Origin of the sequence: Vibrio metoecus (genome assembly GCF_009665255.1) — a bacterium.
Lineage (GTDB): Bacteria > Pseudomonadota > Gammaproteobacteria > Enterobacterales > Vibrionaceae > Vibrio > Vibrio metoecus_B.
Window position 1 is genome coordinate 722,192 of record NZ_CP035686.1, and the last position, 22,489, is coordinate 744,680.

Genomic DNA, 22,489 nt, shown 5'->3' on the forward strand with positions numbered 1-22,489 from the left:
TGCAAAAAGTGGTTACATTTTCACTGGGTGCTAACATTTAGGCTACGGGGGTATGCCGTTAGCCCCAGCAATTCTAATAACTTAATCAGGAGCATAAACATGTTTAAGAACGCTTTTGCTAATCTGCAAAAGGTCGGTAAGGCGCTGATGCTGCCAGTATCAGTATTGCCTGTCGCCGGTATTTTGCTGGGCGTTGGTGCCGCTAACTTTAGCTGGCTGCCAGAGGTTGTATCAAATCTTATGGAACAAGCGGGTGGATCAGTCTTCGGTCAAATGGCTTTGCTATTTGCGGTAGGTGTAGCACTTGGCTTTACTAACAATGACGGCGTATCAGGTCTTTCTGCTATCGTTGGCTACGGCATTATGGTTGCTACACTGAAAGTAATGGCAACAGTAATGGGCGTTGACAATATCGAAACAGGCGTACTGGGCGGTATTTTAGCGGGTGGCGTAGCGGCTTGGTCTTTCAACCGTTTCTACAAAATCCAACTGCCTGAGTACCTAGGCTTCTTCGCGGGTAAACGCGCAGTACCTATTATTACTGGTTTCATTTCAATTGCACTGGGTGTGGTTCTGTCATTCATTTGGCCACCAATCGGTTCTGCTATTGCCACTTTCTCTGATTGGGCAGCAAACCAAAACCCTGTAACCGCATTTGGTATCTACGGTATTGTTGAACGTTCTTTGATCCCATTCGGTCTACACCACATTTGGAACGTACCTTTCTTCTATCAAGCCGGTACTTGTGTGAATGGTGCTGGTGAAACTGTTCACGGTATTATGACTTGCTTCCTGACTGCAGATGATGCATCTCGTGCGGCAGGTAATGGTTTCGGTCAACTTGCAGGTGGCTACCTGTTCAAAATGTTCGGTTTGCCAGCAGCGGCTTTTGCTATTGCTCACTGTGCTAAACCAGAAAACCGTGCCAAAGTAATGGGTATCATGGCTTCTGCAGCTCTGACATCATTCCTGACGGGTATTACTGAGCCAATCGAGTTCTCATTCCTGTTCGTTGCTCCAGTTCTGTACGCTATCCATGCTGTTCTTGCCGGTCTAGCTTATGTTCTGACTAACGCTCTGGGCGTAGTTCACGGCCATACGTTCTCTAACGGTTTCATTGATTTCGTTGTTCAATCACCACGTGCAGGCAATATGCTGCTTCTGGTTGGTTTGGGTATTGCCTATGCTGCACTGTACTACGTAGTATTTACTTTCGTGATTCGTACTTTGAACCTGAAAACTCCAGGTCGTGAAGACGAAACTGCTGACAATACAATGACTACTGGTAATGAGCTAGCTGGTGAACTGGTTGCTGCATTTGGTGGTAAAACCAATATCACCAACCTAGATGCTTGTATCACTCGTCTACGTGTATCAGTAGCGGATACAGCTCTGGTTGATCAAGACAAGCTGAAAAAGCTTGGCGCAGCGGGTGTTGTGATGGTTTCTGGTGGTGTACAAGCCATTTTTGGTACTAAATCAGACAACTTAAAAACAGAAATGGATGAGTGGATCCGTAACCACGGTTAATCTCATTCCTCCCCCTAGAGAAAAGGAGACCGTTGGTCTCCTTTTTTATTGTCATCCCCAAACCACCGCTTTTAGCGGTGGTGATTGTTTCAATTGGTGATACTTGGCGATGAGAGTGAAGCGATCGTAGTACACCAGAGTGAGTCGGGTTTGAACGATTCGTCCGCTTTCCCATTTTTTGTTAATAAGACTCTTCGGTTGACACCTGCTTGACACTTTTTTCAGTAAGCTAAGTAAATTTATGCTTCATTTTTATCAAGGGCAGGAATGTATTGTGAACTTGAGATTGGTTGTTTTAGGGGCGTTGTGTGTTTCAAACGTTGCATTTGCCAATTCAAATAATGTGGCTGTGGGTATGGCCGTTGATCAAGGGTTGAGTGCAGTTGTTGAGTTGGGGCAACAATATCGATTAACGGTGGGTAATGATGGTATGGCTGCTGATTACCTGTTTAAACGCGGCGATTTATCGTCATCAACGCCGCTAGGTTGGTATGTTGGTGCTGGTGCATGGGCTGAGTGGGATGATGAGTTTGGTGTTAGGCTACCAATCGGGCTCGATTGGACTGTGGTACCTAACGTTGATATATATGGACAACTGAATCCACAAGTGAACTTTTACAGTGGTGCTGAGGTACAGCTAGGCGCTGCTGTCGGTGTGATTTACCGTTTTTAAATAAAATAGGCCAGCATGAGCTGGCCTTGATATAAGGCGATGAATTATTTATTCATGGCTTTTTTAATACAGATGGCAGCACCACCCCATGTGATCCCTAGACCGATGATCATCATAATAATTGCACTGATTGTCATTAGTATGCCTCCTTGCGTGAACCTGCATTGATAAGAACTCCAATCACCAAGAGTGCCGCGATAATGGCCCAACCTAGCGTTAAATCATAGCCACCATAGCCTTCGGTAAACAGTGTTTGTAGTTTTGTCGCCACAATAATGGCTAGAATGACTGGGGATACGAAGCGCAGGCAAATATCAAACCATACACCGATGTTGAAGTCTGAAATACTGTTAACGTACTTACGTACATCTGAAATTTTGAGCAACCAAGTCATGAGGATTAGCTCTACTAAACAACTCGCCATAATACCGACGTTGTTAGCGAAATGGTCAACGAGATCTAGCAGCAGTAAGCCTCCGTTGGTTGCAAATGCCATCGAAACGAGTACGCCTGTACCAATCACTACGTTTGCTGCTTTTTTACGGCTCCAACCCAGTTTGTCGATGATCGCAGACGTTACTGCTTCCATGATCGAAATATGTGAACTCAAACCCGCTACAACGAGAGCGAGGAAGAACAAGGGACCAAGGATATAGGGGATAGGAAGCAAGTTAATTGCCGCCGGTAAGGTGACGAACGCTAAGCCTACACCCGCAGAAACCACTTCAGTTAATGGTTTACCTTGTTCTTGGGCCATGTAACCCAAAACAGAGAAGATCATGATACCCGCTAGCACTGAGAAGCCACAGTTGATAAGCACTGTCATGAAGGCGTTGTTAGTGATGTCAGACTTCTCAGGGAGATAGCTTGAATACGCTAGCATGATGGCAAAGCCAATACTGAGCGTAAAGAAAATCTGCCCGTATGCCGCTGCCCACACTTTCACATCCCAAATTTTGCTGAAATCAGGTTGGAACATGTAGTTCACACCATCTAAAGCACCAGGGAGGAAAATCATTCGAGCAATCAGAATCAGTACCATGATAAACAGAACAGGCATCATGATTTTCGATGCACGCTCGATCCCTTTTTTCACACCACCTACAATGGCTGCATAAGTGATCACCCAAGCGATGAGCATAGCAAATGCAATTTGCCACTGAATGCCACCAAGGTTGGTCGGTGAGTTATCTCCTAACTTTAGATATTCACTAAAGAAAAAAGCATTGGTATCACTGCCCCAACTCTGAGTAAACGACATTCCGAAATAAGAGATAGCCCAACCAATAACAGCAACATAGTACACGGCAATGACTGCGGCAATGCCCACTTGGAACCAACCAAGCCACTCAAATTTAGAATGGATTTTGGCTAGAGTCGTTGGTGCAGAACCACGATGCTTTTGCCCCATACCGAACTCGAGGATCATAAATGGAATACCCGCTGTGACCATGGCAAACAGGTAAGGAATAAAAAAGGCACCCCCACCATTTTCATAAGCCATGTAAGGGAAACGCCAAATATTACCAAGACCAATCGCCGAACCTACGGCGGCTAATACGAATCCAACCCGGGATCCCCATTGTTCTCGCTTCATAAACAACTCCTTGCAATATCCTAGGGTATGAAGCTTTTCGTCAGCGGTCGCTGAATCTGAGGATGGAAAAACAAGTTATCCGTACTGTTTTTGTGCGGTGAACTTTTGCTCTATCATCCATGATTCTGCAAAAAGTTAGTTATATATATTGATTGCTGAGCGAAAACCCAGGATTTTATTCTTAGTTACGCGATGTGTGTTTGCGGAATCTGAAATAATCAGCTACGCAATGGTTCGAGACTACCGTTTTATTTTTTAGGTGGCAATAGATTCTATAGGTTAATTTGTTGTTGCTTGTAGGTTGTATTTTTTGTTTTTCTGTCAGTTTTTCGATGAATGTTGTGTATACGGTAAATATGATAGTACATACAACTGGAATGAAGTTTCTCACTGATAGAACTATCTAATATAGACCGAAGAGCGTCTGTCTAAAAAACAGACAACTCGTAGGAGATAAATCCAGTTTTGCGACTTTGTTAAAGTTTTGTGGTCAGAAGCGAATCGTGACACCAATCTGAGCGGAAGCTTGGTTAAGCCAGTCAGAATTAAATTTTACGATACAGCTTTCTGATGACGGCAATGTACAGGTTGCAGTGGAGTCGCTATCTACCATTGTACCTAGCCAACGTAGCTGAGCATTGACTGCAATATGTGATGCGATTTGGTATTCGAACCCGCCAAAGGCACTAGCCGAAAACCCATACTTTTTATCAGCCCAACTGACATCCGTATACGCTCCACCAAGGCCAAGACCTATGAAAGAAGAGAATTTGTCTGAAATAGGGTAGTAGATACTACTTTGAAAATGTAAATAGTGAATGTTTGCATCTTGATTCACGAGGGTTTCGACTTGAGTTGGCTGAGCAAAATAAAACAGACCGACACGTCCTTTTTGGTAAGAGGTCTCAATGGCTAGTGCGTAACTACTTGAACTTTCTAGATCGTATTCAATGCCAGTTTGATTGAGCACTGTGCCGCCCATCGTATAGCCCATCGATGGTGTTATCATCCAATCTGCGGTGCTTAAAGGTGAAAAAAATAAAAGTAACACACTGAGAATTAAAATATTTATCTGACGCATCTTGAGTTCCTAGCCAAGTTTTTGACGATGAGAGTTATTGTGATAGTAACTGCATAATCGTGCACAAAAAAACGGCAAATCTTGAAGATACTTCACACCGATGTTATTACTTTGTTATGTCACCAAGGAGGTTGCTATGGAACAAGATCTGAAGTTTGCGTTGGTTATTGTTGCGATCACGTTTACTGCGTTGATCAGTTTTGGAGTGATTGCAATTACACACTAGTCTTGGGTGGTCCTGCATATGAATAGTGGTGGAATTGTTTCTGATGCATGGACGAAGCTCGATACTCAGCGTTTAGCGAAATACATCGGTGGTAAACATGCTTTGGTCGCCCAAGGGGGGGGCCAGAGAGGTATATTTACTGCTGGTGTACTAGATGCTTTTCTTCTCTCTAACTTCGACCCCTACAATGAATTTTATGGTACCTCTGCTGGTGCCATGAATTTGTGTGCGTTTTTGTCTCGTCAAACGGGTTTAAGTAAAGCCTTTATTTTAGAACTCACTACTCAACCTGAGTTTTTCCATTTGTTTGGCTATATTCGGCGTAAGCAATATATGAATATGCAGTGGGCATTGGATCGTATTTGTGAATATCCCTACCGTTTAGATTTAGGGATGGCTCGTCAAGTGTTAGGTAAGCGAAAGGCTTATGCAGCCGTTACTTCAGCCGATGATCTAAAAGATGCCTACTTTCCTATGTTAGGTGGCGATTGGCAGCAGGTATTACTGGCAACGTGTGCCATTCCGGGCCTCTACCCTGAACCAGTCACTCTTGATGGTAAGCCTTATATTGATGGGGGTGTTTCAGCTTCGATCCCTGTGCAAGAAGCGTGGCGTAAAGAGGCGCGCTTTATCACCGTTATCCGCACAGAATATACGCCACCAGAAGAAAGGGGTTCATTGCCGATGACTATCGAATCCCCTCATTGGCTACCCGAGTCATTAAGCTATCTCCAACAGCAATGGCAGCATAAATGGTCGGGATGGCGTCAGGAATGGAGTGAATTTTTCCAGCAGCAGAAAATGCGAGCGAGGGAGCAGAAAAAAGATCAGAAGAATTTGGATGCTCTCAATGGCGGTCGATGGCTCTTTGGTGCCGATGATATTTACCGCCTTAGCCATTTAGTGGGCAGTAAATTTGACGCAGGTTTAGCCGACTTATTGATGGTGCATTATCAGACTTATGCGCTAACCAGTGAATTTCTTGATGCTCATCACGACGATACTTTTATTACGCAGATCATGCCTAGTGAGCCGCTTCATTCCAATTCCTTACTGAGTTCGTCAGAAGATCTTGAATATGACTACGAGCTTGGCATTAAAGCAGGGTATCGTTTTTTAAAGGCGTATAGTGAAGCTGGGGAATTGCGTAAGAAACTCCTTTAGTTTGGAGCTGAAAAACGAAAAGAAGGAGGCAATGCCTCCTTCTTGCGTAATACCACTACTTAATAAACGGGGAGTATTCTCATGCAATTGGTAGAGCCTTCTACGCCCATAATATCGCCTTGGGTAATGATAACTAAATCGCCTTCTTCGAGCAGCTTTCTCTCTTTGAGGGCATCTAACGCTGCAATTGCCGCCTCAAGACCACTGGCTTGTTTGGTATCGAAGTAAAAAGGGATAACGCCTCGTAATAGCGCGCAGCGATTGAGTGTTGCTTGGTTTGCCGACATCGCAAAAATGGGGAATACGGAGTTTAGGCGAGAGGTCATTAATGCGGTGCGTCCAGATTCTGTCAATGTCACCATGGCCTTGACTCCTTCTAGATGGTTTGCCGCATAAATCGTCGACATCGCAATCGCTTCTTCTTCTGTGATGAACACACTTTTTATTCGATAGTTTTGTTCATTCGACTCAATCATTTTTTCAGCACCGACACAGACTTCAGCCATTGCTTTAACGGTTTCTACTGGGTATTTACCGGCAGCGGTTTCCCCTGAAAGCATGACCGCGTCAGTACCATCGAGAACCGCATTCGCCACATCCATCACTTCCGCTCGTGTTGGCATTGGGTTACTGATCATAGATTCCATCATCTGCGTCGCGGTAATGACAACTCGATTCAGTTTTTTCGCCCGTGAAATCAGCTTTTTCTGGACGGCGATCAGTTCAGGGTCACCGATTTCAACCCCGAGATCGCCCCGAGCAACCATAATCACATCCGAGGCGCGCACAATATCATCAATGTTTTCATCGCAAGACACGGTTTCCGCCCGCTCAACTTTAGCCACCATACGAGCATGTAGCCCCGCTTCTTGAGCAAGCCTACGTGCATACTTCATATCTTCTCCATTGCGAGGAAAGGACACGGCCAGATATTCCACCTGTATTTCTGCCGCGAGTCGAATGTCATTCTTATCTTTTTCTGTTAATGCATCTGCGGATAATCCACCGCCTTTTTTATTGATGCCTTTGTTGTTGGAAAGAGGTCCGCCAACCAGCACTGTGGTATGAATTTTATTGGCTTCTACACGTATCACTTGCAGTTGCACACGACCATCATCAAGCAACAAGATATCGTCTTGGCGGACATCCTGAGGGAGTTTTTTGTAATCAATACCGACACTTTCTGTCGTTCCTTCTCCTTTAGCTAAGTCGGCATCAAGAACAAAAGACGCTCCTTCCGCTAAGATGATTTTTCCTTCTTTAAAGGTTGATACACGAATTTTAGGGCCTTGCAAATCACCGAGCAGGGCGACATGGCGACCTAATTTAGCCGCGATCTCACGTACTTTTTGAGCTCTATTTTTATGATCTTCGGGTGTACCGTGTGAGAAATTCATTCTCACGACATTGGCTCCTGCACGAATGATGGCTTCTAAAATTTCGGGGCTTTCTGTAGAAGGACCTAAGGTGGTGACGATTTTTGTTCTACGTAAAGTTGAGCTCATATCAAGGTTCCTTAGATGTAACAGTATTAGCGAGGCTTATACTCAGTATAGTGACTCAGAAAAAGTTAGATCGTTTTTGCTGTGAAGTAAGTGTTTGAACAGGGATATTACTCCTGTGATGACTTTGGGTTTGCTCGGTTTTGGTATAACGTGCGAATCAATGAAATCGGGAAATAAAGCCTAATAATTGGATATAAAACACAAACTTCTAGGGATATGCGTGATATTTGTCACGCCTATCTGACAAAGAACTTCACAATTACTTCGCAAAGTAAAAAAATTGGTTTGTTGTTGAACTCCGGAGCGTCGCATGTACATGGCTCAACCCGGTCACATTGATCACATTAAGCAGATCAATGCTGGCCGCGTATATAAACTCATAGATCAAAAAGGGCCAATCTCTCGTATCGACTTGTCGAAGGAGAGTGAGCTTGCGCCAGCCAGTATTACCAAAATTACGCGTGAGTTGATTGACGCTCACTTAATTCATGAAACGACGGTTCAAGAGGCGATCAGCCGAGGTCGTCCTGCGGTTGGGTTACAAACCAACAATATGGGATGGCAATTTCTTTCAATGCGCCTTGGCCGTGGTTATCTCACTATTGCCCTACACGAATTGGGCGGTGAAGTATTGATCGATACCAAAATCGATATCCACGAAATCGATCAAGATGATGTTCTCGCCCGTTTATTGTTTGAAATTGAAGAGTTTTTCCAAACTTATGCCGCACAATTAGATCGGGTAACCAGCATTGCCATTACGTTGCCGGGATTAGTCAATTCTGAGCAAGGTATTGTGCTGCAGATGCCGCATTACAATGTAAAAAATTTAGCATTAGGCCCTGAAATATATAAAGCCACGGGTTTACCTGTTTTTGTTGCTAATGATACAAGGGCGTGGGCATTGGCAGAAAAGTTGTTTGGTCATGCTCAAGATGTTGAGAATTCAGTCCTCATTTCAATCCACCATGGACTTGGAGCTGGGATTGTGCTCGACGGACGAGTATTACAAGGCCGACATGGCAACATTGGCGAGCTAGGCCATATTCAAATTGATCCTAAAGGTAAGCGTTGTCACTGTGGAAATTATGGTTGTTTAGAAACGGTGGCGTCCTCACAAGCGATACGAGATCAGGTCAAAGATCGAATTATGGCTGGAGAGACGAGTTGCCTTGCGATAGTTGAAGATATTTCTATAGAAGATATTTGTGCTGCAGCGGCGGATGGAGATCCACTGGCGGTGGACGTAATTCAGCAGCTTGGGCGTTATTTAGGTGCTGCAATTGCGATTGTGATCAACCTATTTAATCCAGATAAGGTATTGATCGGTGGTGTAATTAATCAAGCGAAAGCGATTTTATACCCCTCGATTGAACAATGTATTCGCGAACAGAGTCTACCGGTCTATCACCAAGATTTGCAGTTGGTTGAATCTCGTTTTTATAAACAGGCGACAATGCCAGGCGCTGCTTTGATTAAGCAGGCGCTCTATGATGGTCTACTCTTAATGAAAGTGGTCGAAGGTTAATCGATAACTTCATTAGTAAGAATTTCAGCCTTGCTTACATTTACATTTATACCTAGGGGCTATACTGTTACCAAGGTATTCATTTAACGGAATTTCGTATGTCAGGTGTTTTGAACACGGTAGACCAGCGTACTAATCTGGTCGGCGAAAACCGATTGGAGCTGTTACTGTTTAGCCTCAATAGTCGTCAAATTTTTGCGATAAACGTATTTAAGGTCAAAGAGGTCATAAAAGTACCTCAATTGACTAAAATGCCGGGTTCGCATCCACATATTACTGGTGTGGCATCCTTACGTGGTGAGCCCGTGCCGGTGATTGACTTACGCTCTGCTATTGGTTTTCCTCCTCGTCGAGCTCAGGACACTGAACAAAATCTGATCATCACCGAATATAACCGTAGTGTGCAGGGTTTTTTGGTTGGGCAAGTACGTAACATTATTAATACGGCATGGACCGAGATCCAACCGCCGCCTAAATCAGCGGGAAGGGCCAATTATCTGACGGCGATTACTCACGTCAAAGAGCAAGGCAATACCCAGATCGTTGAAATCATAGATGTTGAGAAAGTCCTAGCAGAAATCGTTCACTACGATGTCTCTATCTCGGAAGAGGTGTTGGATCATGAACTGCTCGATGATATGACTGGACGTACTGTACTGATCGTTGACGATTCCTCTACGGCAAGAAATCAAGTCAAAGATACGCTGTCACAGCTTGGTCTGAACATTATTGAGTGTCGCGACGGATTGGAAGCTTTGCACCTTCTGAAATCTTGGTGCGATCAGGGCAAAAATATCTACAAAGAATTGCTGATGATGATCACTGATGCGGAAATGCCAGAAATGGATGGGTATAAATTAACTCATGAAATTCGTAATGATCCACGCATGAAAGATCTATACATCACGCTTAACACTTCACTCAGTGGTAGCTTTAATGAAGCAATGGTGCAGAAAGTAGGGTGTAACCGTTTTATTTCTAAGTTCCAACCTGATTTATTGGTGCAAGTTGCACAAGAGCGGTTGAGGGAAGTGCTTTCCTGAACGGTCAAATGATTGCAATATGAAATGGACAAAGGCACTCTTGGAGTGCCTTTTCTATTTTTAGCTCAGTGCGGAATAAAACTGCAGGATGGGTTCCTCAGCCAGTAATCCATCTAGAGCAGCAATGAATTTTTGAAAGTGTTCGCTTTGGCAATGGCTGTCAAAAGCGGCTTGATCAACAAACTGCTCTTGGAAAAGGAACACTCCCTCCGTGGCTTGTTGTTCAAATAGCTCGTAACGAATGCAGCCGATTTCTTGGCGAGTTGGAGCTAGCATTTCTTGCGCCAATTGGCGAACGGTCTGTTTGTGGTCAGCTTTAGCGTGCAATGTTGCGGTTAAGTGGATCAAGGATATTTCCTCTGGAATTGTTATAGATAGCGGCCTTGACGTTGCAAAAATTCAATCTTGTAACCGTCTGGATCAGTAAGAAAAAAGAAAGTTGCGAGGTGTCGTCCGTGATGATCCAGCACTTTTATTTCACTAGGCTGCAAGCCTTTTTCAATGAGTTGTCGATGAGTTGTATCGATGTCTGACACACTGACTGCAACGTGCCCGTATGCATTACCGAGAAGATAAGGCTCCGATTGATTGTGGTTATACGTTAACTCCAGTTCTACTTCTGTCTGTTCGTTGCCGAGGTAAGTGAGAGTGAAGGTATCAAAAACGTATTGAGCACGTACATCAAGTTCTAATGCTTGCTGATAAAAGTGAATCGAGCGATCTAAGTCATGAACGCGCAACATAGTGTGGATGAGTTTGGTCATGTATCCTCCAATAATTTGGAGGATAGATTAATGACTCGCTCTTATGATGTGGTAGTAGATGAGTACGACAAGCAGATTTCTCTGCTTGTAAGGCCGATTTTTTAGGCAGACGGAGATTGGCTTTCGAATAACTGACGTCGGACATGAGTCATTACATCAGTGGGATTACGCAAATAGATAAGGCATGCACAGCGCAGCAAAGAAGCAAAATTGGTGATATCACCAGTGTATTGGAGTGCCTCATGGTATATAAGACCAATAAAACGTGGGAGTGGCATCTCTTGAGCTTGCGCGATTTCTTCTAGAATTTGCCAGAAGCTAGCCTCAAGTCTCACGCTAGTTGCATGGCCATCAATACGCACAGAGCGGGTGATAAATTGATAGTTGTCTTTAGGTTGGTTGGCAAAAATTTCGCACATAGCATTCTTTTGGGCAGGTTAAAACCCAAGAATCTTGGTGATTTTTAGCAGTTGAGTCAACCTGCTTTGTTGATTTGTGGCAGAGTCTCGCTGCCACAATGTATGTTTGGTCTATGTGACAGCTTACAATACCGCGAGAAGAATGCCACCTATGGTTGCCGCTGCGGAAATATATTGCCCTGCGGAATAGGAAGAATCGTCCTCTTCTTTTATTTTGTCTGGATGATCCATGCCGAGTGCCCCATAAGTGAAGGATTCGACTTTGTCTCCTACCGTCTTATCTTTATTTTCAGCCGTTTTACCTTCTTTCTCAATCTCTTGCAAAGCGGCAAGCAATGCCTTGCCTTCCTCAGATAGGGTGACTTTATTCTGCTCCACTTTGAGCGGAGCTGGGGCCGTATCTGGCTTAGCAGGTGCTTGATATTTCACCGTTTGGTGGGATGGCAATGGTTGCACTGCTCCTGCGCCTATTGGGTTCATACATCACTCCTAAGTCATTACTCTGATCAGTTATCGACCGCAAACTATAAAACTTGTGCTCTTTTTACACTTTATGTGCGAAAAACAGGCAAGCAAATGCTGTGCCTGTTTTGAGTGATTGACGAGTTTTAGGATTGATTTATTCGCAAACGAGATCTGTGTTGCGATTTTTCAATGAGTTAATCGCTTCTGCTTGATGTGCTTTTTGCACATAGCGGACTGGGGGGTGAGAACTTGCAGTTGGTAATCGGAACTCTGGTTGGTGATGTCACCAACAGGGGTGATAACAACCACTTTTAAACTAGGGTTACGACGCAGAATCGAGGCTGCTGTACCTAATCCTTGTTGAGTGTGAAACATGCCGGCAATGTGCAACACTTTACGCTCAGGATTCGCGGCGAGGTAGCGAACAATGCTCTCGGCCATGGTTTCATCCCACGTCATTTGAGCGGCATATTGTTTTTCGTTTTGAGCGGGGTTGCCGTGGTGCATCGAAGCCATGAACGTATTCTTGTATGCTGAATCTTGCGTATTGATTTCAGCTGCTATCCATTGACGCTGTTCAGGTGTTAAGCGATCAATATAGTCCATTCCAACTCTACCAATGCAACGTACGATAGGTTTAGGGGCATTGGCGGCAATGATGGGAAGTTGTTGGCTTTTTGCTAACTCGACTAAAGGGCGATAATCACTCTCGTAATTTGGCCATGCATTACCTTTTTGGATCAGATACTGTTCTCCAATCTTGCCTGCTAAATAATCATCAAGCAGAGGTTGAACATCTCGGGTAAATTGTTCCATCGACAGCGCCATCGGGTGGCGATTGTCTGTCATCTGTTGAAGCAGATCGGTTTGAAAACGGTGGATACCAGCGTGGGTATGCCACTCTCCGATTAAGATAACATCCGCATTTTCTAGATCGGCGGGTAAGTTTTGTATGCTGAGCAATTCGCCTGTCGGTGAGGCAAGCTGGTAATCATAGAAAGTGCTGATCTTCGATGGAGTCGATGAGCAGCCAATTAGGCTAAAGAAAAGGAAAAGGGCAGCAATAATGCGCATAGGATTGGCCTCCATAAAAATGGTCTTCATGGTAATAGAGGCCACTAAATTATGCAATTAATGATAATTGTTATCAGTTAATTTCGTTGGTAAACACGCAGCATAAAATCGGCCTCACACTCGAAAGAGTCACTTTGACTGACTTGCTCTTTAAATTCTTCACTGGCACGCCATGCGAATGGGGTCATTTGCAGCAAGTCGGCGGCTTCCGCTCCGTTGAGTACCATAGGGTAGTGAAGTTTGTACTCTTCAACCAATTCAAAGCCGGATAGAGTTTCTGGTTGTTCTTCATGTAGACGCACCTGATCGTAGATGCCTTGTTTAAATTGATAGAGATGGCGAGCGGCAGGCGTTACGGTAATTACCACCCCGCCTATTCTCACACAGCGCTGTAATTCCGTGTCTTTGCAAGGCGCGTAAATGCGGATCACGCCATCTAGGCTTTGTTCTGAAAACGGTAATCGATGGCTAGAGGCTACGGCAAACAGGCACTCAGGGTAGCGTTTGGCCGCATAGCGTATGGCGACTTTGGAGATATCTAATCCAAAGGTTTGAGCTGAACTATCTTGCTGGCGCAAAGCATGGGCAAAAAAGTCGGTGTAATAACCTTCGCCACAACCGATATCAAGCAGTGTTTGTTGGTGGCCTGTGAGGTGTTTTTGGCACAATTCTGCCACTTTTTCGCGCATTGGAGCGTAATGGCCAGTTTGCAAAAAACGACGACGAGCTTGAGTCATCTCTTTATTGTCACCGGGATCTTTGGAGCGTTTGTGCTGAACTGGCATCAAATTAACATAGCCTTCTTTCGCGACATCGAACTGGTGGCGATTGGGGCAGGAATAAGTGTTCTGGTTAAGTGTTAGTGGATGCTCACAAAGGGGGCACAAAAAGGTCATAGTGGACTCGAACAGCGAAATAGAAGCGTAATTTTAACGGCACCAGCATGAAATAAAAAGCTAAGCGTAGCATTGAGTCTATCTATGTTGCTATGGCGAGGCAGCTTAATAGGCAAACCGCCTCTATGTTGAAGTTCAACCACTAAAAGTCAAAGGCGACACCGGTTGAAAGAAAAGTTGATTGTTGGTCAAAAAAGGTCACCACGTCATCGGTTTCACTGATGCCAGCCATCGCATTGATCGAGACATTTTTCCAACCAAAAGGTGCTCGGTAAACATAAAGAGCAAAAGCACTCCAATGATCAGCATCGCGGGTCTGAGCAAAAATGGGGTGTTCGGTTTCATATTCTTCTTGACCATAACTGAGCGTCAAAAACAGAGCTTGTGGCCCAAAAAAGGTATTAATACCAAGTTGATAATCCAGTGCAGAAAAATCAAAAGCATCGCCTTGTGCATCTCGCTTGGTATAGCTGATTTTGGGAACGAAAGACCAAGAGCGGCTCAGTGGTAAAGAGACTTCAGCGGAGACTTGTTGGTACTCACTATTTCGATCCAACAACGCCAACTGTGAGCTCGTTAATCCGGATGTTGCACCACTTCGCTCTTCATCCACTTTGTAATCTAAATAGGCATAGCGCAGTGTCAGAGGTAAAGCGAATGGGGCAGTGTAAGCCAAACGTCCGCCTTGGGCGCTGATGTCAGTTGCTGATCTTGCTGTTTGGGTAAGATAGGGATCACGCCACGTTTCATTCACTCCCGGCAGTGAAGGAAAATAAGCCAAAGTGAATTCCCCAAGCCGATCAAATTGATGCGTGATGCCGATCTCAGCTTGTAATTGCCCTTCGATGACTTGGTCAGAACTTTGTCCAGCAAAAATTTGAGTGTTTCCAGATGCAAAGGTGTATTGCACATTTCCCAGTGGCGCAAACAGAAACTCAGAAGTGGTTTGTCCTGATTGTTGCAAATTGGCCGTTATGGCATTGTCGTCATTGGTATTCATCTGAGATTGGGTGTGTATATAAAAGCTGTTAAGGCTTAAGGTGACGTCCCAACCAGGTTGATTTTTATCAGGCCCTTGAGCGGCGCATGTCAATGGCGCAACGAATAGAGCGGTAAGCCAAGAGTAAACAATTTTCATCAGGTATCCTTACCAAATGGTATGTTGTGTATCAGAGAGTATTTTGCATAGCGAGACATAATTATATCCAGCTAAACCGTGAACGCCATGAAGAAACTGTGAACGAAATGTTATCCATGACGGGATTTCGCTGAGCTGAGGAGGGGAAGTTGTCAAAAAATAGGTTTAAGGTTACGTGAGTATCATCGTAACCTTATAGAAGTACTACACTGCTTTTCGATTAATGTGCTTGGCTAGAGATGAAAGTCACCAACTTATGGTTTTCCCCTGGCTGTAAAGTTTTACCTGTAGCCAGTGATGATGCATGCAGGGTTGATTCAACACACAAGAAGTGTAGATACCCATCATTATTCATATCCGCCATCGCTTGCGCACCTTTTTGCCAAGGGTTCCACAAAACAGCAGAGTTGTGGCCTTGATTCTCTACGATCAGTGTGCGGGTGAGGGCGGGATCTTGCACTTTGATCGCAGCCTCAGGTTGGGTATAAATACGGTCGATAGTGTCAGAGAGTGTCAATGGCCCAGAACTAGAACAAACGCGGCCCTCTTGTAGGCTGTCAATATATTCAGCACCAATCCCTGTAGTGTGAGTTTCACGAATATCCCCCACGTTCAGGTAAGAGTGCAAAGCACCGGAGAAGATCCATGCTTTGTCATCTGTATTGGTGATATCGAGCGTCACTTTCAAACTTTCACTGATTTCAACGTACAAACGAACATCAAACTGATAGGGCCAAATGGCTAAGCTCTCTGGCGTGGCTTGCAAGCCGAGAGTGACGATAACACCTTGTTCATTTTCACGGTGTTCAATCAATTTCCACTCTTGGCTGCGTGCAAAGCCATGTGCTGGGGCAGCAATACGACCAAACCATGGCCAACACACAGGAATGCCCCCACGCAGCGCCGCTTTACCATCATAAATCGCTTGCGAGCTCATCCATAACAAGTCGGCTTCGCCTTTCGGTTGGAAGGAAAGGACATGACCACCGTGCAGTGAGATTGCGGCACGGGCTTTATCATGATTAACACGCACGATTTTAACTTGATCTTGCTGAACAATCGTTACGCAATCAGACAGTGCCGTGACGGTATTCAGAGAGTATAAATCCATCTTAATTTCCTTGATTTTGCGTTTCAGCTTGGCCTGAGTTTGGTATGTCTATGAGTAAAAATCGTCAGAAAAACCAAAACCCAGATACCAAAAAGGCGACCCTAGAGTCGCCTTTTTGTTTAACGAAATTCTTCGCTAATCACTACATTACTTAGAGATGTGAGCGATCAGGTCAAGAACTTTGTTTGAGTAACCGATTTCGTTGTCGTACCAAGATACCACTTTAACGAATTTGTCAGTCAGTGCGATACCTGCGTCAGCATCGAAGATAGAAGTGCGAGTGTCACCGTTGAAGTCAGTAGAAACGACTGCATCTTCAGTGTAGCCTAGGATACCAGCGAGTTCGCCTTCAGAAGCTGCTTTCATAGCTGCTTTGATGTCGTCGTAAGACGCTGCTTTTTGCAGGTTAACAGTCAGGTCAACTACAGAAACGTTAGCAGTTGGTACGCGGAAAGCCATACCAGTCAGTTTGCCGTTCAGTTCTGGAAGAACAACGCCTACTGCTTTCGCTGCGCCAGTTGAAGATGGGATGATGTTTTGAGAAGCACCACGGCCACCGCGCCAGTCTTTCGCTGAAGGACCGTCAACTGTTTTTTGAGTTGCAGTTGTTGCGTGAACAGTAGTCATCAGGCCAGACTCGATACCGAAGTTGTCGTTCAGTACTTTAGCGATAGGCGCCAGACAGTTAGTAGTACAAGAAGCGTTAGAAACGATGTCTTGACCAGCGTAAGTCTTGTGGTTAACACCCATTACGAACATTGGAGTCTTGTCTTTTGAAGGACCAGTCAGAACAACTTTTTTCGCACCAGCTTCGATGTGTTTACGAGCAGTTTCGTCAGTCAGGAACAGACCTGTTGCTTCAGCAACAACGTCAACACCGATTTCGCCCCATTTCAGGTCAGCTGGGTTGCGTTCTGCAGTTACACGTACAGTTTTGCCGTTAACGATTAGGTTACCGTCTTTAACTTCAACAGTGCCGTTGAAACGACCGTGAGTTGAGTCGTACTTCAGCATGTAAGCCATGTAATCTACGTCGATCAGGTCGTTGATACCTACAACTTCGATGTCAGCACGCTCTTGTGCTGCACGGAAAACGAAACGACCGATACGGCCAAAACCGTTAATACCTACTTTGATAGTCATTATAGTTGCTCCACAACTTAATTTCTGATTAAAGATAACTGGTAGTAAAATTACAGAATCCAGTTAAAAGCTGCAACAGATAATCGGACTTAACTTGTTTAAAGTCAAAAAAAAGCGTCGCTTTTTTTCACAATCGTTTGCAACTGATTAACTTTTAAACTTGAACCTGCTTCTTATACTGACCAATTGACATAGAATGTAACTGAGCCTAAGCCCAATTTACATCAGGAATTCTGGTTCAAAATAGAGTGAAAAAGTATGTGCCACAAACTCAAAAATAAGCAAGTTTTTCGCTAAAAATGGTTGGCTAAACGTTAATTCAAAAGGAAATCTCAACAGTGAAATTCGCATCAAAAGAACCGCTAAAGCCTGATGATTACTGGCGTGAGCGTTTGACCGAAGAGCAATATTATGTGTGCCGTGAGCAGGGTACAGAAGCGCCTTATTCAGGCACTCTATTACACAATAAAGAGACAGGTTTTTACCACTGTACGTGTTGCCAATCTGCGCTTTTCAGCTCAGAAAATAAATACGATTCCGGCTGTGGTTGGCCAAGTTTTGATGCTCCGATTAATGAGCAAGCGGTGTGCTATTTGGAGGACTTGAGCCATGGAATGGTACGTACGGAGCTCCGTTGTGCAGGGTGTGATAGCCACCTTGGGCATGTTTTTGAAGACGGTCCTAAAACGACGGGCTTACGATTTTGTGTTAACTCTGTGTCGTTAATTTTCAACAAAAAGTGAAAAAACGGTGAGAATATCACCGCTTATCGTTAAGACCTTTCATCATTATTTAAGTTGAGGAATGAGTGATTTGGCATAGTTGCCGTTACGAATTGCTTTGACGATGATTTCTGCCGTTTTATCCAGTTCAGTAAATTGTTCTTGGTTAAAACGGTATAGTCGTTTCATTTCAGCTTCAGAGGCAACAGGAACACCAAATTCTTTCCCCACCATTGCCCAGAGGTAAGCCTCTTCTTTATCATTGAGAGCGTGGTAGTTGCTCGCTAAGGCTTTCAGAATTTCGGTATTAAGTGGTTTGCCATTTCCCAGCTCCAGCGATTTATGTAATAGCTCGATGGTTTTAGTCTTATCGCGGTCAGTATAAAAAGTGGCTAAAGCGTATTGCATCTCGGCGGTGTCAAGTTCGGGTTTTCCTTCTAGCTGCAAAAAGGCGCGACGCGCGCTGTGATCGCCAATCTGGCTCCATAAGAAATAAAGCACCTGTGGAGAGTGAGATTGTTTGAGCTCTGCAACGATACGCTCTTGCTCTTTGCCCATATTCACTAATGCATTAAAACGTTTTTCTTTCAGCTTGGTTTGATCAATGGCTTGAATTTGCGATGCGAGTTCGAGGCATTTTCGATATGCGCTAACTAGCTGATATTCTTTGATTACTTTGTCATCACTGGGTGACTTTAGTAGTTCGTAACGATGCCAAATCAGGTCGGTACGCGGGATCCGGCATTGCCCATCGTCTAAGTTCAGCTGTTCACAGCGTAGATTAGGGTTGTCTAGACAGAGTTTTTCAGTGTTTTTGCGATTCTCAAAGCACCCATTTAAAAGGGTGAGACTGGTGAGAATGAGTAATGGTTTAGTCAAATTCATGATATCGGCTTGTGATCAAATACACTTATTTATTTAGCTGTTCTTGACGCAATGCGCTAGCCCGTTATGTTGACGCCACATCACTTTTAAGCAGGACGAGATCATGGACACACAACAATTGATTAATGCAATTACGCCTGAGGCTTATCAGCGTTTGCTGTACGCCGTGGAAACGGGCAAGTGGCCTGAGGGTACACCACTTTCACAACAGCAGCGAGATTCCTGTATGCAAGCTGTGATGTTGTATCAATCTAAGCATAATACCGAAGCGGATCATATGTCGGTTGGCGTGGGTGGCGAGGTCGTTTTTAAGTCAAAAGCAGAACTCAAAAAGCGTTTCACGGCAGGGGAAGAAGACATCCTGCGTGTTAACCCAAACCAAGAAGCATAAAAAAGCCCCGCACAGTGCGAGGCTGATTGGCAAGTGAGCTGAACTGGCTGAGCTATTTCAGCTCTTGTCACCGATAATTACAGTGTCATTTCACCGCGTAGCACTTGCTGCATTTTCTCTTTCACTTCTTCATAAGAAAGATCTTGGCTGAGCAGATAATGCAGCTTGGCGAGTGCGGCTTCAGGCGTCATGTCATAGCCACTGATCACACCTGAGTCTGCCAGCGCACAACCTGTCGCGTAACCACCCATATTCACTTTGCCCGCAAGACATTGAGTGAGATTCACAACGATGACGCCACGCTCTGACGCCGCTTTGAGCTGAGCCAGTAACTCAGGATTCTGCGGTGCATTGCCGACACCAAAGGTGAGCAGGATCATCGCATTGACCGGTTGCAATAGGGTATTGCGGATCACCTCATGAGAAATCCCGGGGTACATGGTAATCACACCAATCGGTTGTGGCGTGATCGGGTTGACTTTGAACTCGTCACTCGGCTTTTCATCTACTTTGACGTTGGTGTTCAGTTCAATATTGATCCCCGCTTCCAAAAGTGGTGGCAGGTTGGGTGAACTGAAAGCACTGAAACCATCGGCGTGTGATTTACGGCTGCGGTTACCACGCATCAAACGGTTATTGAAGAACAGAGTCACTTCATTGATTGGGTAATTGGCGGCGATGTGTAGCGCATTGAGCAGGTTGGCTTGGCCATCTGAGCGCAGATCAGCCAGTGGGATTTGTGAACCCGTCACAATGACCGGTTTGCCCAGATTTTCGAACATAAATGACAGAGCTGAGGCGGTGTAAGCCATGGTATCCGTACCGTGGAGGATTACAAAACCGTCGTATTTGTCGTAGTTCGCGGCGATATCATCTGCGATGAGTTGCCAATCGGCTGGGGTCATATCCGAAGAATCCATTAAAGGATCGTATTCGTGAATGGTAAACAGAGGCATTTCTGGGCGGTGAAACTCAGGCATGCTGGCTAATTGTTTTTCCATAAACCCTGCAACAGGGACGTAGCCGTGATCCGATTTTTTCATGCCAATGGTGCCGCCAGTATAGGCGATATAAATATGTTTTCTTGCCATAGCGAGAAATCACTCAGTGTAGGGAACAGAGCGGCGATTATAGCGAAAACTCTTGCAATAAAAAGAGGCGCTTCTTGCAAAGCGCCTCGGTATATCAAGGGTTGTGACCCCGTAGACTATTCTACTTGGCAAGGCAGACAGAATGCATACTGCCCTTTTGGATCATTCAATTGATTGAGTAGTGAGGTTTGTTGTTGCCACTCCACTGCCAAGGGTTGCAGTGATTTTGGCAACAGGGCAGAAGCATCCAAACCTAAGCCAATTTGTACTTGGCCAAGCAGATCTTGTAAGAACTGTTGCGCAGGCGTGAGCGGCTCTTCAACCCAATACAAGTTGTATTGCTCTAATTGTGCAAGGCTCGCTGCCAAGTGTACGGCATCATCGAAATCACCGAGTTGATCCACTAAGCCTAGGGTTTGTGCATCTTGCGCAGTCCAGACTCGGCCTTGAGCGATGTCGTCTACGGCTTTTAGCGTCATGCCCCGTTTCTCTGCAACCAAAGAAATAAAGCGCTGATAACCATGCTCGATACCGAGCTGAATGGCATCTTTCGCACCCTGAGTGAGTCCTGTGGTTACGCCTTGTCCTGAGAAAGGGGTAGTACCGACACCATCGGTGTAAATACCAAGGTTATTGAGACCTTTTTCGAAGGTGGTGATGACGCTGAAAATACCAATTGAACCTGTCAGTGTCGTTGGCTGGGCGACAATTTTGTCGGCGCTCATGGAGATCCAATAACCACCAGAAGCGGCAAGGCTAGACATAGAAACTACCACCGGTTTACCGGCTGCTTTCAGAGCTTCAATCTCATTGCGGATCACTTCTGAGGCAAATGCGCTACCCCCTGGGCTATCCACTCGCAGTACGACCGCTTTAACATTGCTGTCGTTACGTGCTTCGCGCAGTAATCCTGCCACAGTATCGCCACCCACAGTACCACGTGGTTGTGAGCCATCCATAATCGCACCGCTTGCGACGACAACGGCAATATCGTTGGCATCGGTCAGTGTTGTTGGCTTAATGGTGGTTTTGTATTCGTAGTAGCTGACCGCGTTATAGCTGTCTTTGCCATCGCTACCAAAAGTTTCTGCGAGGGTTTGACGAACTTGTTGACGTGTCGCCAGTTCATCGACTAGGCCCACTTTTTTGGAAAGTGCGGCTAAGTCACCATTCACCTCTTTCAACTGCGCGACAAACTCTTCCATGCTTGGCGTAAGGGTTTTGATCTCAATTTGGCGATTGGCCGCGACATCATCCACATAGGCACTCCACAACTGAGTGAGCCAACGAGAAGCGGACTCACGTGCAGCATCAGACATATCATTACGTACAAACGGCTCAATCGCCGATTTGTAAGTGCCCACGCGGAAAACGTGAGTGGTGACATCGAGTTTCTCAAGCAGAGTTTTGTAGTACATGGAGTAGGCGCTGTAACCTTTTAGCAGTACGGCACCATCCGGAGCGAGGTAGATTTTGTCAGCATAACTCGCCAAGTAATATTGGCTTTGATTGTAAAAATCCCCAACGGCGAATACTGGCTTACCCGATGCTTTGAACTCGTTGATCGCTTTAGCGATGTAACGTAGCTTGGTCAAATTGGTTTCCTGCATATCTCCTAAAGCCAAAACCAGACCTGTAACATTGTTGTCATTCTTCGCGTGGCGTAAGGTTTCGACAATATCAAACAGCACATTCTCGCGGGGGAGCTCTTCACCAAATACAGAGCCTGTAAAGGAGTCCATCGGGTTGATGTGCGTACTCTGTTCAACAATCGGGCCAGACAGATTGAGCACCAGTGCCGAGGATTTATCCATGGTGGGCAGTGGGGCATCGGCATGAATATAAATAAAATAAATGATGCCAATACTGAGCAAGAAAATAAGATTAGTTAGTGCTAACCGTATGAAAGTGATGGCTTTCCAAATCCCTTTCAAAAATAGGCCAACAAAACGAAACAGTGATTTCATGGTATCTCCAGACCAACAGAGTGACTCTCCACTCCAAAGCTTCAGATTTCTCGTGCAAATTAGCGCACAACGAATC

23 protein-coding genes and 1 pseudogene are annotated in these 22,489 nt (G+C 45.0%); 8 read left to right on the top strand and 16 right to left on the bottom strand.

Features of this window, described 5'->3' with window-relative positions:
- Nucleotides 1–99: 99 nt before the first annotated feature.
- Both ptsG and EPB59_RS03440 read left to right on the top strand, forming a co-directional pair.
- Nucleotides 100–1,530 carry a PTS glucose transporter subunit IIBC gene (gene ptsG, locus EPB59_RS03435; RefSeq protein WP_055050991.1) on the top strand — a complete coding sequence of 477 codons (1,431 nt, stop codon included), beginning with the start codon at nt 100–102 and terminating at the stop codon, nt 1,528–1,530.
- Nucleotides 1,531–1,771: 241 nt separating this feature from the next.
- Nucleotides 1,772–2,203 carry a hypothetical protein gene (locus EPB59_RS03440; protein ID WP_195707041.1) on the top strand — a complete coding sequence of 144 codons (432 nt, stop codon included), beginning with the start codon at nt 1,772–1,774 and terminating at the stop codon, nt 2,201–2,203.
- A 44-nt stretch (nt 2,204–2,247) separates the two neighbouring features.
- Here EPB59_RS03440 and EPB59_RS03445 read toward each other — a convergent pair whose 3' ends face one another.
- The 3 genes from EPB59_RS03445 to EPB59_RS03455 form a co-directional block, all read right to left on the bottom strand.
- A complete protein-coding gene (locus tag EPB59_RS03445) occupies nt 2,248–2,340 on the bottom strand; it encodes a MetS family NSS transporter small subunit (protein WP_000155613.1) in 93 nt (30 codons plus the stop codon).
- Complete coding sequence (locus tag EPB59_RS03450) at nt 2,340–3,800, bottom strand: sodium-dependent transporter (RefSeq protein WP_000818000.1); 1,461 nt, start codon at nt 3,798–3,800, stop codon at nt 2,340–2,342. Before EPB59_RS03450 ends, EPB59_RS03445 begins: the two co-directional genes overlap by 1 nt.
- A 490-nt stretch (nt 3,801–4,290) precedes the next feature.
- On the bottom strand, nt 4,291–4,881 hold the full coding sequence (locus tag EPB59_RS03455) for an outer membrane beta-barrel protein (RefSeq protein WP_154171562.1): 591 nt from the start codon (nt 4,879–4,881) through the stop codon (nt 4,291–4,293).
- Between the two features lie 136 nt (nt 4,882–5,017).
- On the opposite strand from EPB59_RS03455, the gene EPB59_RS03460 reads away from it, so the two are divergent.
- Both EPB59_RS03460 and EPB59_RS03465 read left to right on the top strand, forming a co-directional pair.
- Complete coding sequence (locus tag EPB59_RS03460; protein WP_000434309.1) at nt 5,018–5,107, top strand: YnhF family membrane protein; 90 nt, start codon at nt 5,018–5,020, stop codon at nt 5,105–5,107.
- Between the two features lie 18 nt (nt 5,108–5,125).
- On the top strand, nt 5,126–6,271 hold the full coding sequence (locus EPB59_RS03465; protein WP_195707042.1) for a patatin-like phospholipase family protein: 1,146 nt from the start codon (nt 5,126–5,128) through the stop codon (nt 6,269–6,271).
- A 59-nt stretch (nt 6,272–6,330) separates the two neighbouring features.
- Here EPB59_RS03465 and pyk read toward each other — a convergent pair whose 3' ends face one another.
- Entirely contained in the window at nt 6,331–7,776 is a 1,446-nt protein-coding gene (gene pyk, locus EPB59_RS03470) for a pyruvate kinase (protein WP_055050995.1), read from the bottom strand.
- A 310-nt stretch (nt 7,777–8,086) separates the two neighbouring features.
- On the opposite strand from pyk, the gene mlc reads away from it, so the two are divergent.
- Both mlc and EPB59_RS03480 read left to right on the top strand, forming a co-directional pair.
- The gene (gene mlc, locus EPB59_RS03475; protein ID WP_055050996.1) at nt 8,087–9,304 is read left to right on the top strand and encodes a sugar metabolism global transcriptional regulator Mlc; all 1,218 of its coding nucleotides are present in this window, start codon (nt 8,087–8,089) and stop codon (nt 9,302–9,304) included.
- A gap of 98 nt (nt 9,305–9,402) precedes the next feature.
- A complete protein-coding gene (locus EPB59_RS03480) occupies nt 9,403–10,347 on the top strand; it encodes a chemotaxis protein CheV (protein WP_000017254.1) in 945 nt (314 codons plus the stop codon).
- Between the two features lie 60 nt (nt 10,348–10,407).
- On the opposite strand, the gene EPB59_RS03485 is transcribed toward EPB59_RS03480, so the two are convergent.
- The 9 genes and pseudogenes from EPB59_RS03485 to gap all read right to left on the bottom strand — a co-directional run bounded on the left by EPB59_RS03485 (nt 10,408) and on the right by gap (nt 17,357).
- Entirely contained in the window at nt 10,408–10,695 is a 288-nt protein-coding gene (locus tag EPB59_RS03485) for a putative quinol monooxygenase (protein WP_055050998.1), read from the bottom strand.
- Nucleotides 10,696–10,715: 20 nt separating this feature from the next.
- Nucleotides 10,716–11,111 (bottom strand): VOC family protein, encoded by a 396-nt coding sequence (locus EPB59_RS03490; RefSeq protein ID WP_055050999.1) that lies wholly within the window; start codon nt 11,109–11,111, stop codon nt 10,716–10,718.
- 101 nt (nt 11,112–11,212) lie between these two features.
- Nucleotides 11,213–11,530, bottom strand: a complete 318-nt coding sequence (locus tag EPB59_RS03495; RefSeq protein ID WP_055051000.1) for a ribbon-helix-helix domain-containing protein — start codon at nt 11,528–11,530, stop codon at nt 11,213–11,215.
- Between the two features lie 123 nt (nt 11,531–11,653).
- Nucleotides 11,654–12,010 (bottom strand): hypothetical protein, encoded by a 357-nt coding sequence (locus tag EPB59_RS03500; protein ID WP_055051001.1) that lies wholly within the window; start codon nt 12,008–12,010, stop codon nt 11,654–11,656.
- A gap of 139 nt (nt 12,011–12,149) precedes the next feature.
- Nucleotides 12,150–13,069 (bottom strand): annotated as a pseudogene (locus tag EPB59_RS03505) (ChaN family lipoprotein).
- A 77-nt stretch (nt 13,070–13,146) separates the two neighbouring features.
- A complete protein-coding gene (gene rlmA, locus EPB59_RS03510; protein ID WP_154171564.1) occupies nt 13,147–13,965 on the bottom strand; it encodes a 23S rRNA (guanine(745)-N(1))-methyltransferase in 819 nt (272 codons plus the stop codon).
- A gap of 142 nt (nt 13,966–14,107) precedes the next feature.
- Nucleotides 14,108–15,103, bottom strand: coding sequence for a DUF2860 domain-containing protein (locus tag EPB59_RS03515; protein WP_000707064.1), 996 nt, complete (start codon nt 15,101–15,103; stop codon nt 14,108–14,110).
- Nucleotides 15,104–15,323: 220 nt separating this feature from the next.
- Nucleotides 15,324–16,214 carry a D-hexose-6-phosphate mutarotase gene (locus tag EPB59_RS03520; RefSeq protein WP_154171565.1) on the bottom strand — a complete coding sequence of 297 codons (891 nt, stop codon included), beginning with the start codon at nt 16,212–16,214 and terminating at the stop codon, nt 15,324–15,326.
- A gap of 147 nt (nt 16,215–16,361) precedes the next feature.
- A complete protein-coding gene (gene gap, locus EPB59_RS03525) occupies nt 16,362–17,357 on the bottom strand; it encodes a type I glyceraldehyde-3-phosphate dehydrogenase (protein WP_055027818.1) in 996 nt (331 codons plus the stop codon).
- Nucleotides 17,358–17,695: 338 nt separating this feature from the next.
- On the opposite strand from gap, the gene msrB reads away from it, so the two are divergent.
- Nucleotides 17,696–18,100, top strand: coding sequence for a peptide-methionine (R)-S-oxide reductase MsrB (msrB, locus tag EPB59_RS03530; protein WP_055034715.1), 405 nt, complete (start codon nt 17,696–17,698; stop codon nt 18,098–18,100).
- A 45-nt stretch (nt 18,101–18,145) separates the two neighbouring features.
- Here the strand turns inward: msrB and EPB59_RS03535 are convergent, their stop codons facing one another.
- Complete coding sequence (locus EPB59_RS03535) at nt 18,146–18,964, bottom strand: DUF2989 domain-containing protein (RefSeq protein WP_055051006.1); 819 nt, start codon at nt 18,962–18,964, stop codon at nt 18,146–18,148.
- Nucleotides 18,965–19,067: 103 nt separating this feature from the next.
- Here EPB59_RS03535 and EPB59_RS03540 point away from each other — a divergent pair, with 103 nt between their 5' ends.
- Entirely contained in the window at nt 19,068–19,355 is a 288-nt protein-coding gene (locus EPB59_RS03540; protein WP_000381015.1) for a YeaC family protein, read from the top strand.
- Between the two features lie 77 nt (nt 19,356–19,432).
- Here EPB59_RS03540 and ansA read toward each other — a convergent pair whose 3' ends face one another.
- Together ansA and sppA are read right to left on the bottom strand one after the other, a co-directional pair.
- Entirely contained in the window at nt 19,433–20,446 is a 1,014-nt protein-coding gene (gene ansA / locus EPB59_RS03545; protein ID WP_154171566.1) for an asparaginase, read from the bottom strand.
- 116 nt (nt 20,447–20,562) lie between these two features.
- Entirely contained in the window at nt 20,563–22,413 is a 1,851-nt protein-coding gene (gene sppA, locus EPB59_RS03550) for a signal peptide peptidase SppA (protein WP_154171567.1), read from the bottom strand.
- Between the last annotated feature and the right edge of the window lie 76 nt (nt 22,414–22,489).

What these genes read in the sequence shown, in the direction of transcription:
- ptsG (WP_055050991.1), top strand. Translation starts at nt 100, where the DNA reads ATGTTTAAGAACGCTTTTGCTAATCTGCAAAAGGTCGGTAAGGCGCTG.
- mlc (WP_055050996.1), top strand. Translation starts at nt 8,087, where the DNA reads ATGTACATGGCTCAACCCGGTCACATTGATCACATTAAGCAGATCAAT.
- EPB59_RS03445 (WP_000155613.1), bottom strand. Translation starts at nt 2,340, where the DNA reads ATGACAATCAGTGCAATTATTATGATGATCATCGGTCTAGGGATCACA.
- gap (WP_055027818.1), bottom strand. Translation starts at nt 17,357, where the DNA reads ATGACTATCAAAGTAGGTATTAACGGTTTTGGCCGTATCGGTCGTTTC.
- EPB59_RS03465 (WP_195707042.1), top strand. Translation starts at nt 5,126, where the DNA reads ATGAATAGTGGTGGAATTGTTTCTGATGCATGGACGAAGCTCGATACT.
- pyk (WP_055050995.1), bottom strand. Translation starts at nt 7,776, where the DNA reads ATGAGCTCAACTTTACGTAGAACAAAAATCGTCACCACCTTAGGTCCT.
- EPB59_RS03500 (WP_055051001.1), bottom strand. Translation starts at nt 12,010, where the DNA reads ATGAACCCAATAGGCGCAGGAGCAGTGCAACCATTGCCATCCCACCAA.
- sppA (WP_154171567.1), bottom strand. Translation starts at nt 22,413, where the DNA reads ATGAAATCACTGTTTCGTTTTGTTGGCCTATTTTTGAAAGGGATTTGG.
- EPB59_RS03440 (WP_195707041.1), top strand. Translation starts at nt 1,772, where the DNA reads ATGCTTCATTTTTATCAAGGGCAGGAATGTATTGTGAACTTGAGATTG.
- EPB59_RS03480 (WP_000017254.1), top strand. Translation starts at nt 9,403, where the DNA reads ATGTCAGGTGTTTTGAACACGGTAGACCAGCGTACTAATCTGGTCGGC.
- EPB59_RS03495 (WP_055051000.1), bottom strand. Translation starts at nt 11,530, where the DNA reads ATGTGCGAAATTTTTGCCAACCAACCTAAAGACAACTATCAATTTATC.
- rlmA (WP_154171564.1), bottom strand. Translation starts at nt 13,965, where the DNA reads ATGACCTTTTTGTGCCCCCTTTGTGAGCATCCACTAACACTTAACCAG.
- EPB59_RS03540 (WP_000381015.1), top strand. Translation starts at nt 19,068, where the DNA reads ATGGACACACAACAATTGATTAATGCAATTACGCCTGAGGCTTATCAG.
- EPB59_RS03455 (WP_154171562.1), bottom strand. Translation starts at nt 4,881, where the DNA reads ATGCGTCAGATAAATATTTTAATTCTCAGTGTGTTACTTTTATTTTTT.
- ansA (WP_154171566.1), bottom strand. Translation starts at nt 20,446, where the DNA reads ATGGCAAGAAAACATATTTATATCGCCTATACTGGCGGCACCATTGGC.
- EPB59_RS03490 (WP_055050999.1), bottom strand. Translation starts at nt 11,111, where the DNA reads ATGACCAAACTCATCCACACTATGTTGCGCGTTCATGACTTAGATCGC.
- EPB59_RS03515 (WP_000707064.1), bottom strand. Translation starts at nt 15,103, where the DNA reads ATGAAAATTGTTTACTCTTGGCTTACCGCTCTATTCGTTGCGCCATTG.
- EPB59_RS03520 (WP_154171565.1), bottom strand. Translation starts at nt 16,214, where the DNA reads ATGGATTTATACTCTCTGAATACCGTCACGGCACTGTCTGATTGCGTA.
- EPB59_RS03535 (WP_055051006.1), bottom strand. Translation starts at nt 18,964, where the DNA reads ATGAATTTGACTAAACCATTACTCATTCTCACCAGTCTCACCCTTTTA.
- EPB59_RS03450 (WP_000818000.1), bottom strand. Translation starts at nt 3,800, where the DNA reads ATGAAGCGAGAACAATGGGGATCCCGGGTTGGATTCGTATTAGCCGCC.
- EPB59_RS03460 (WP_000434309.1), top strand. Translation starts at nt 5,018, where the DNA reads ATGGAACAAGATCTGAAGTTTGCGTTGGTTATTGTTGCGATCACGTTT.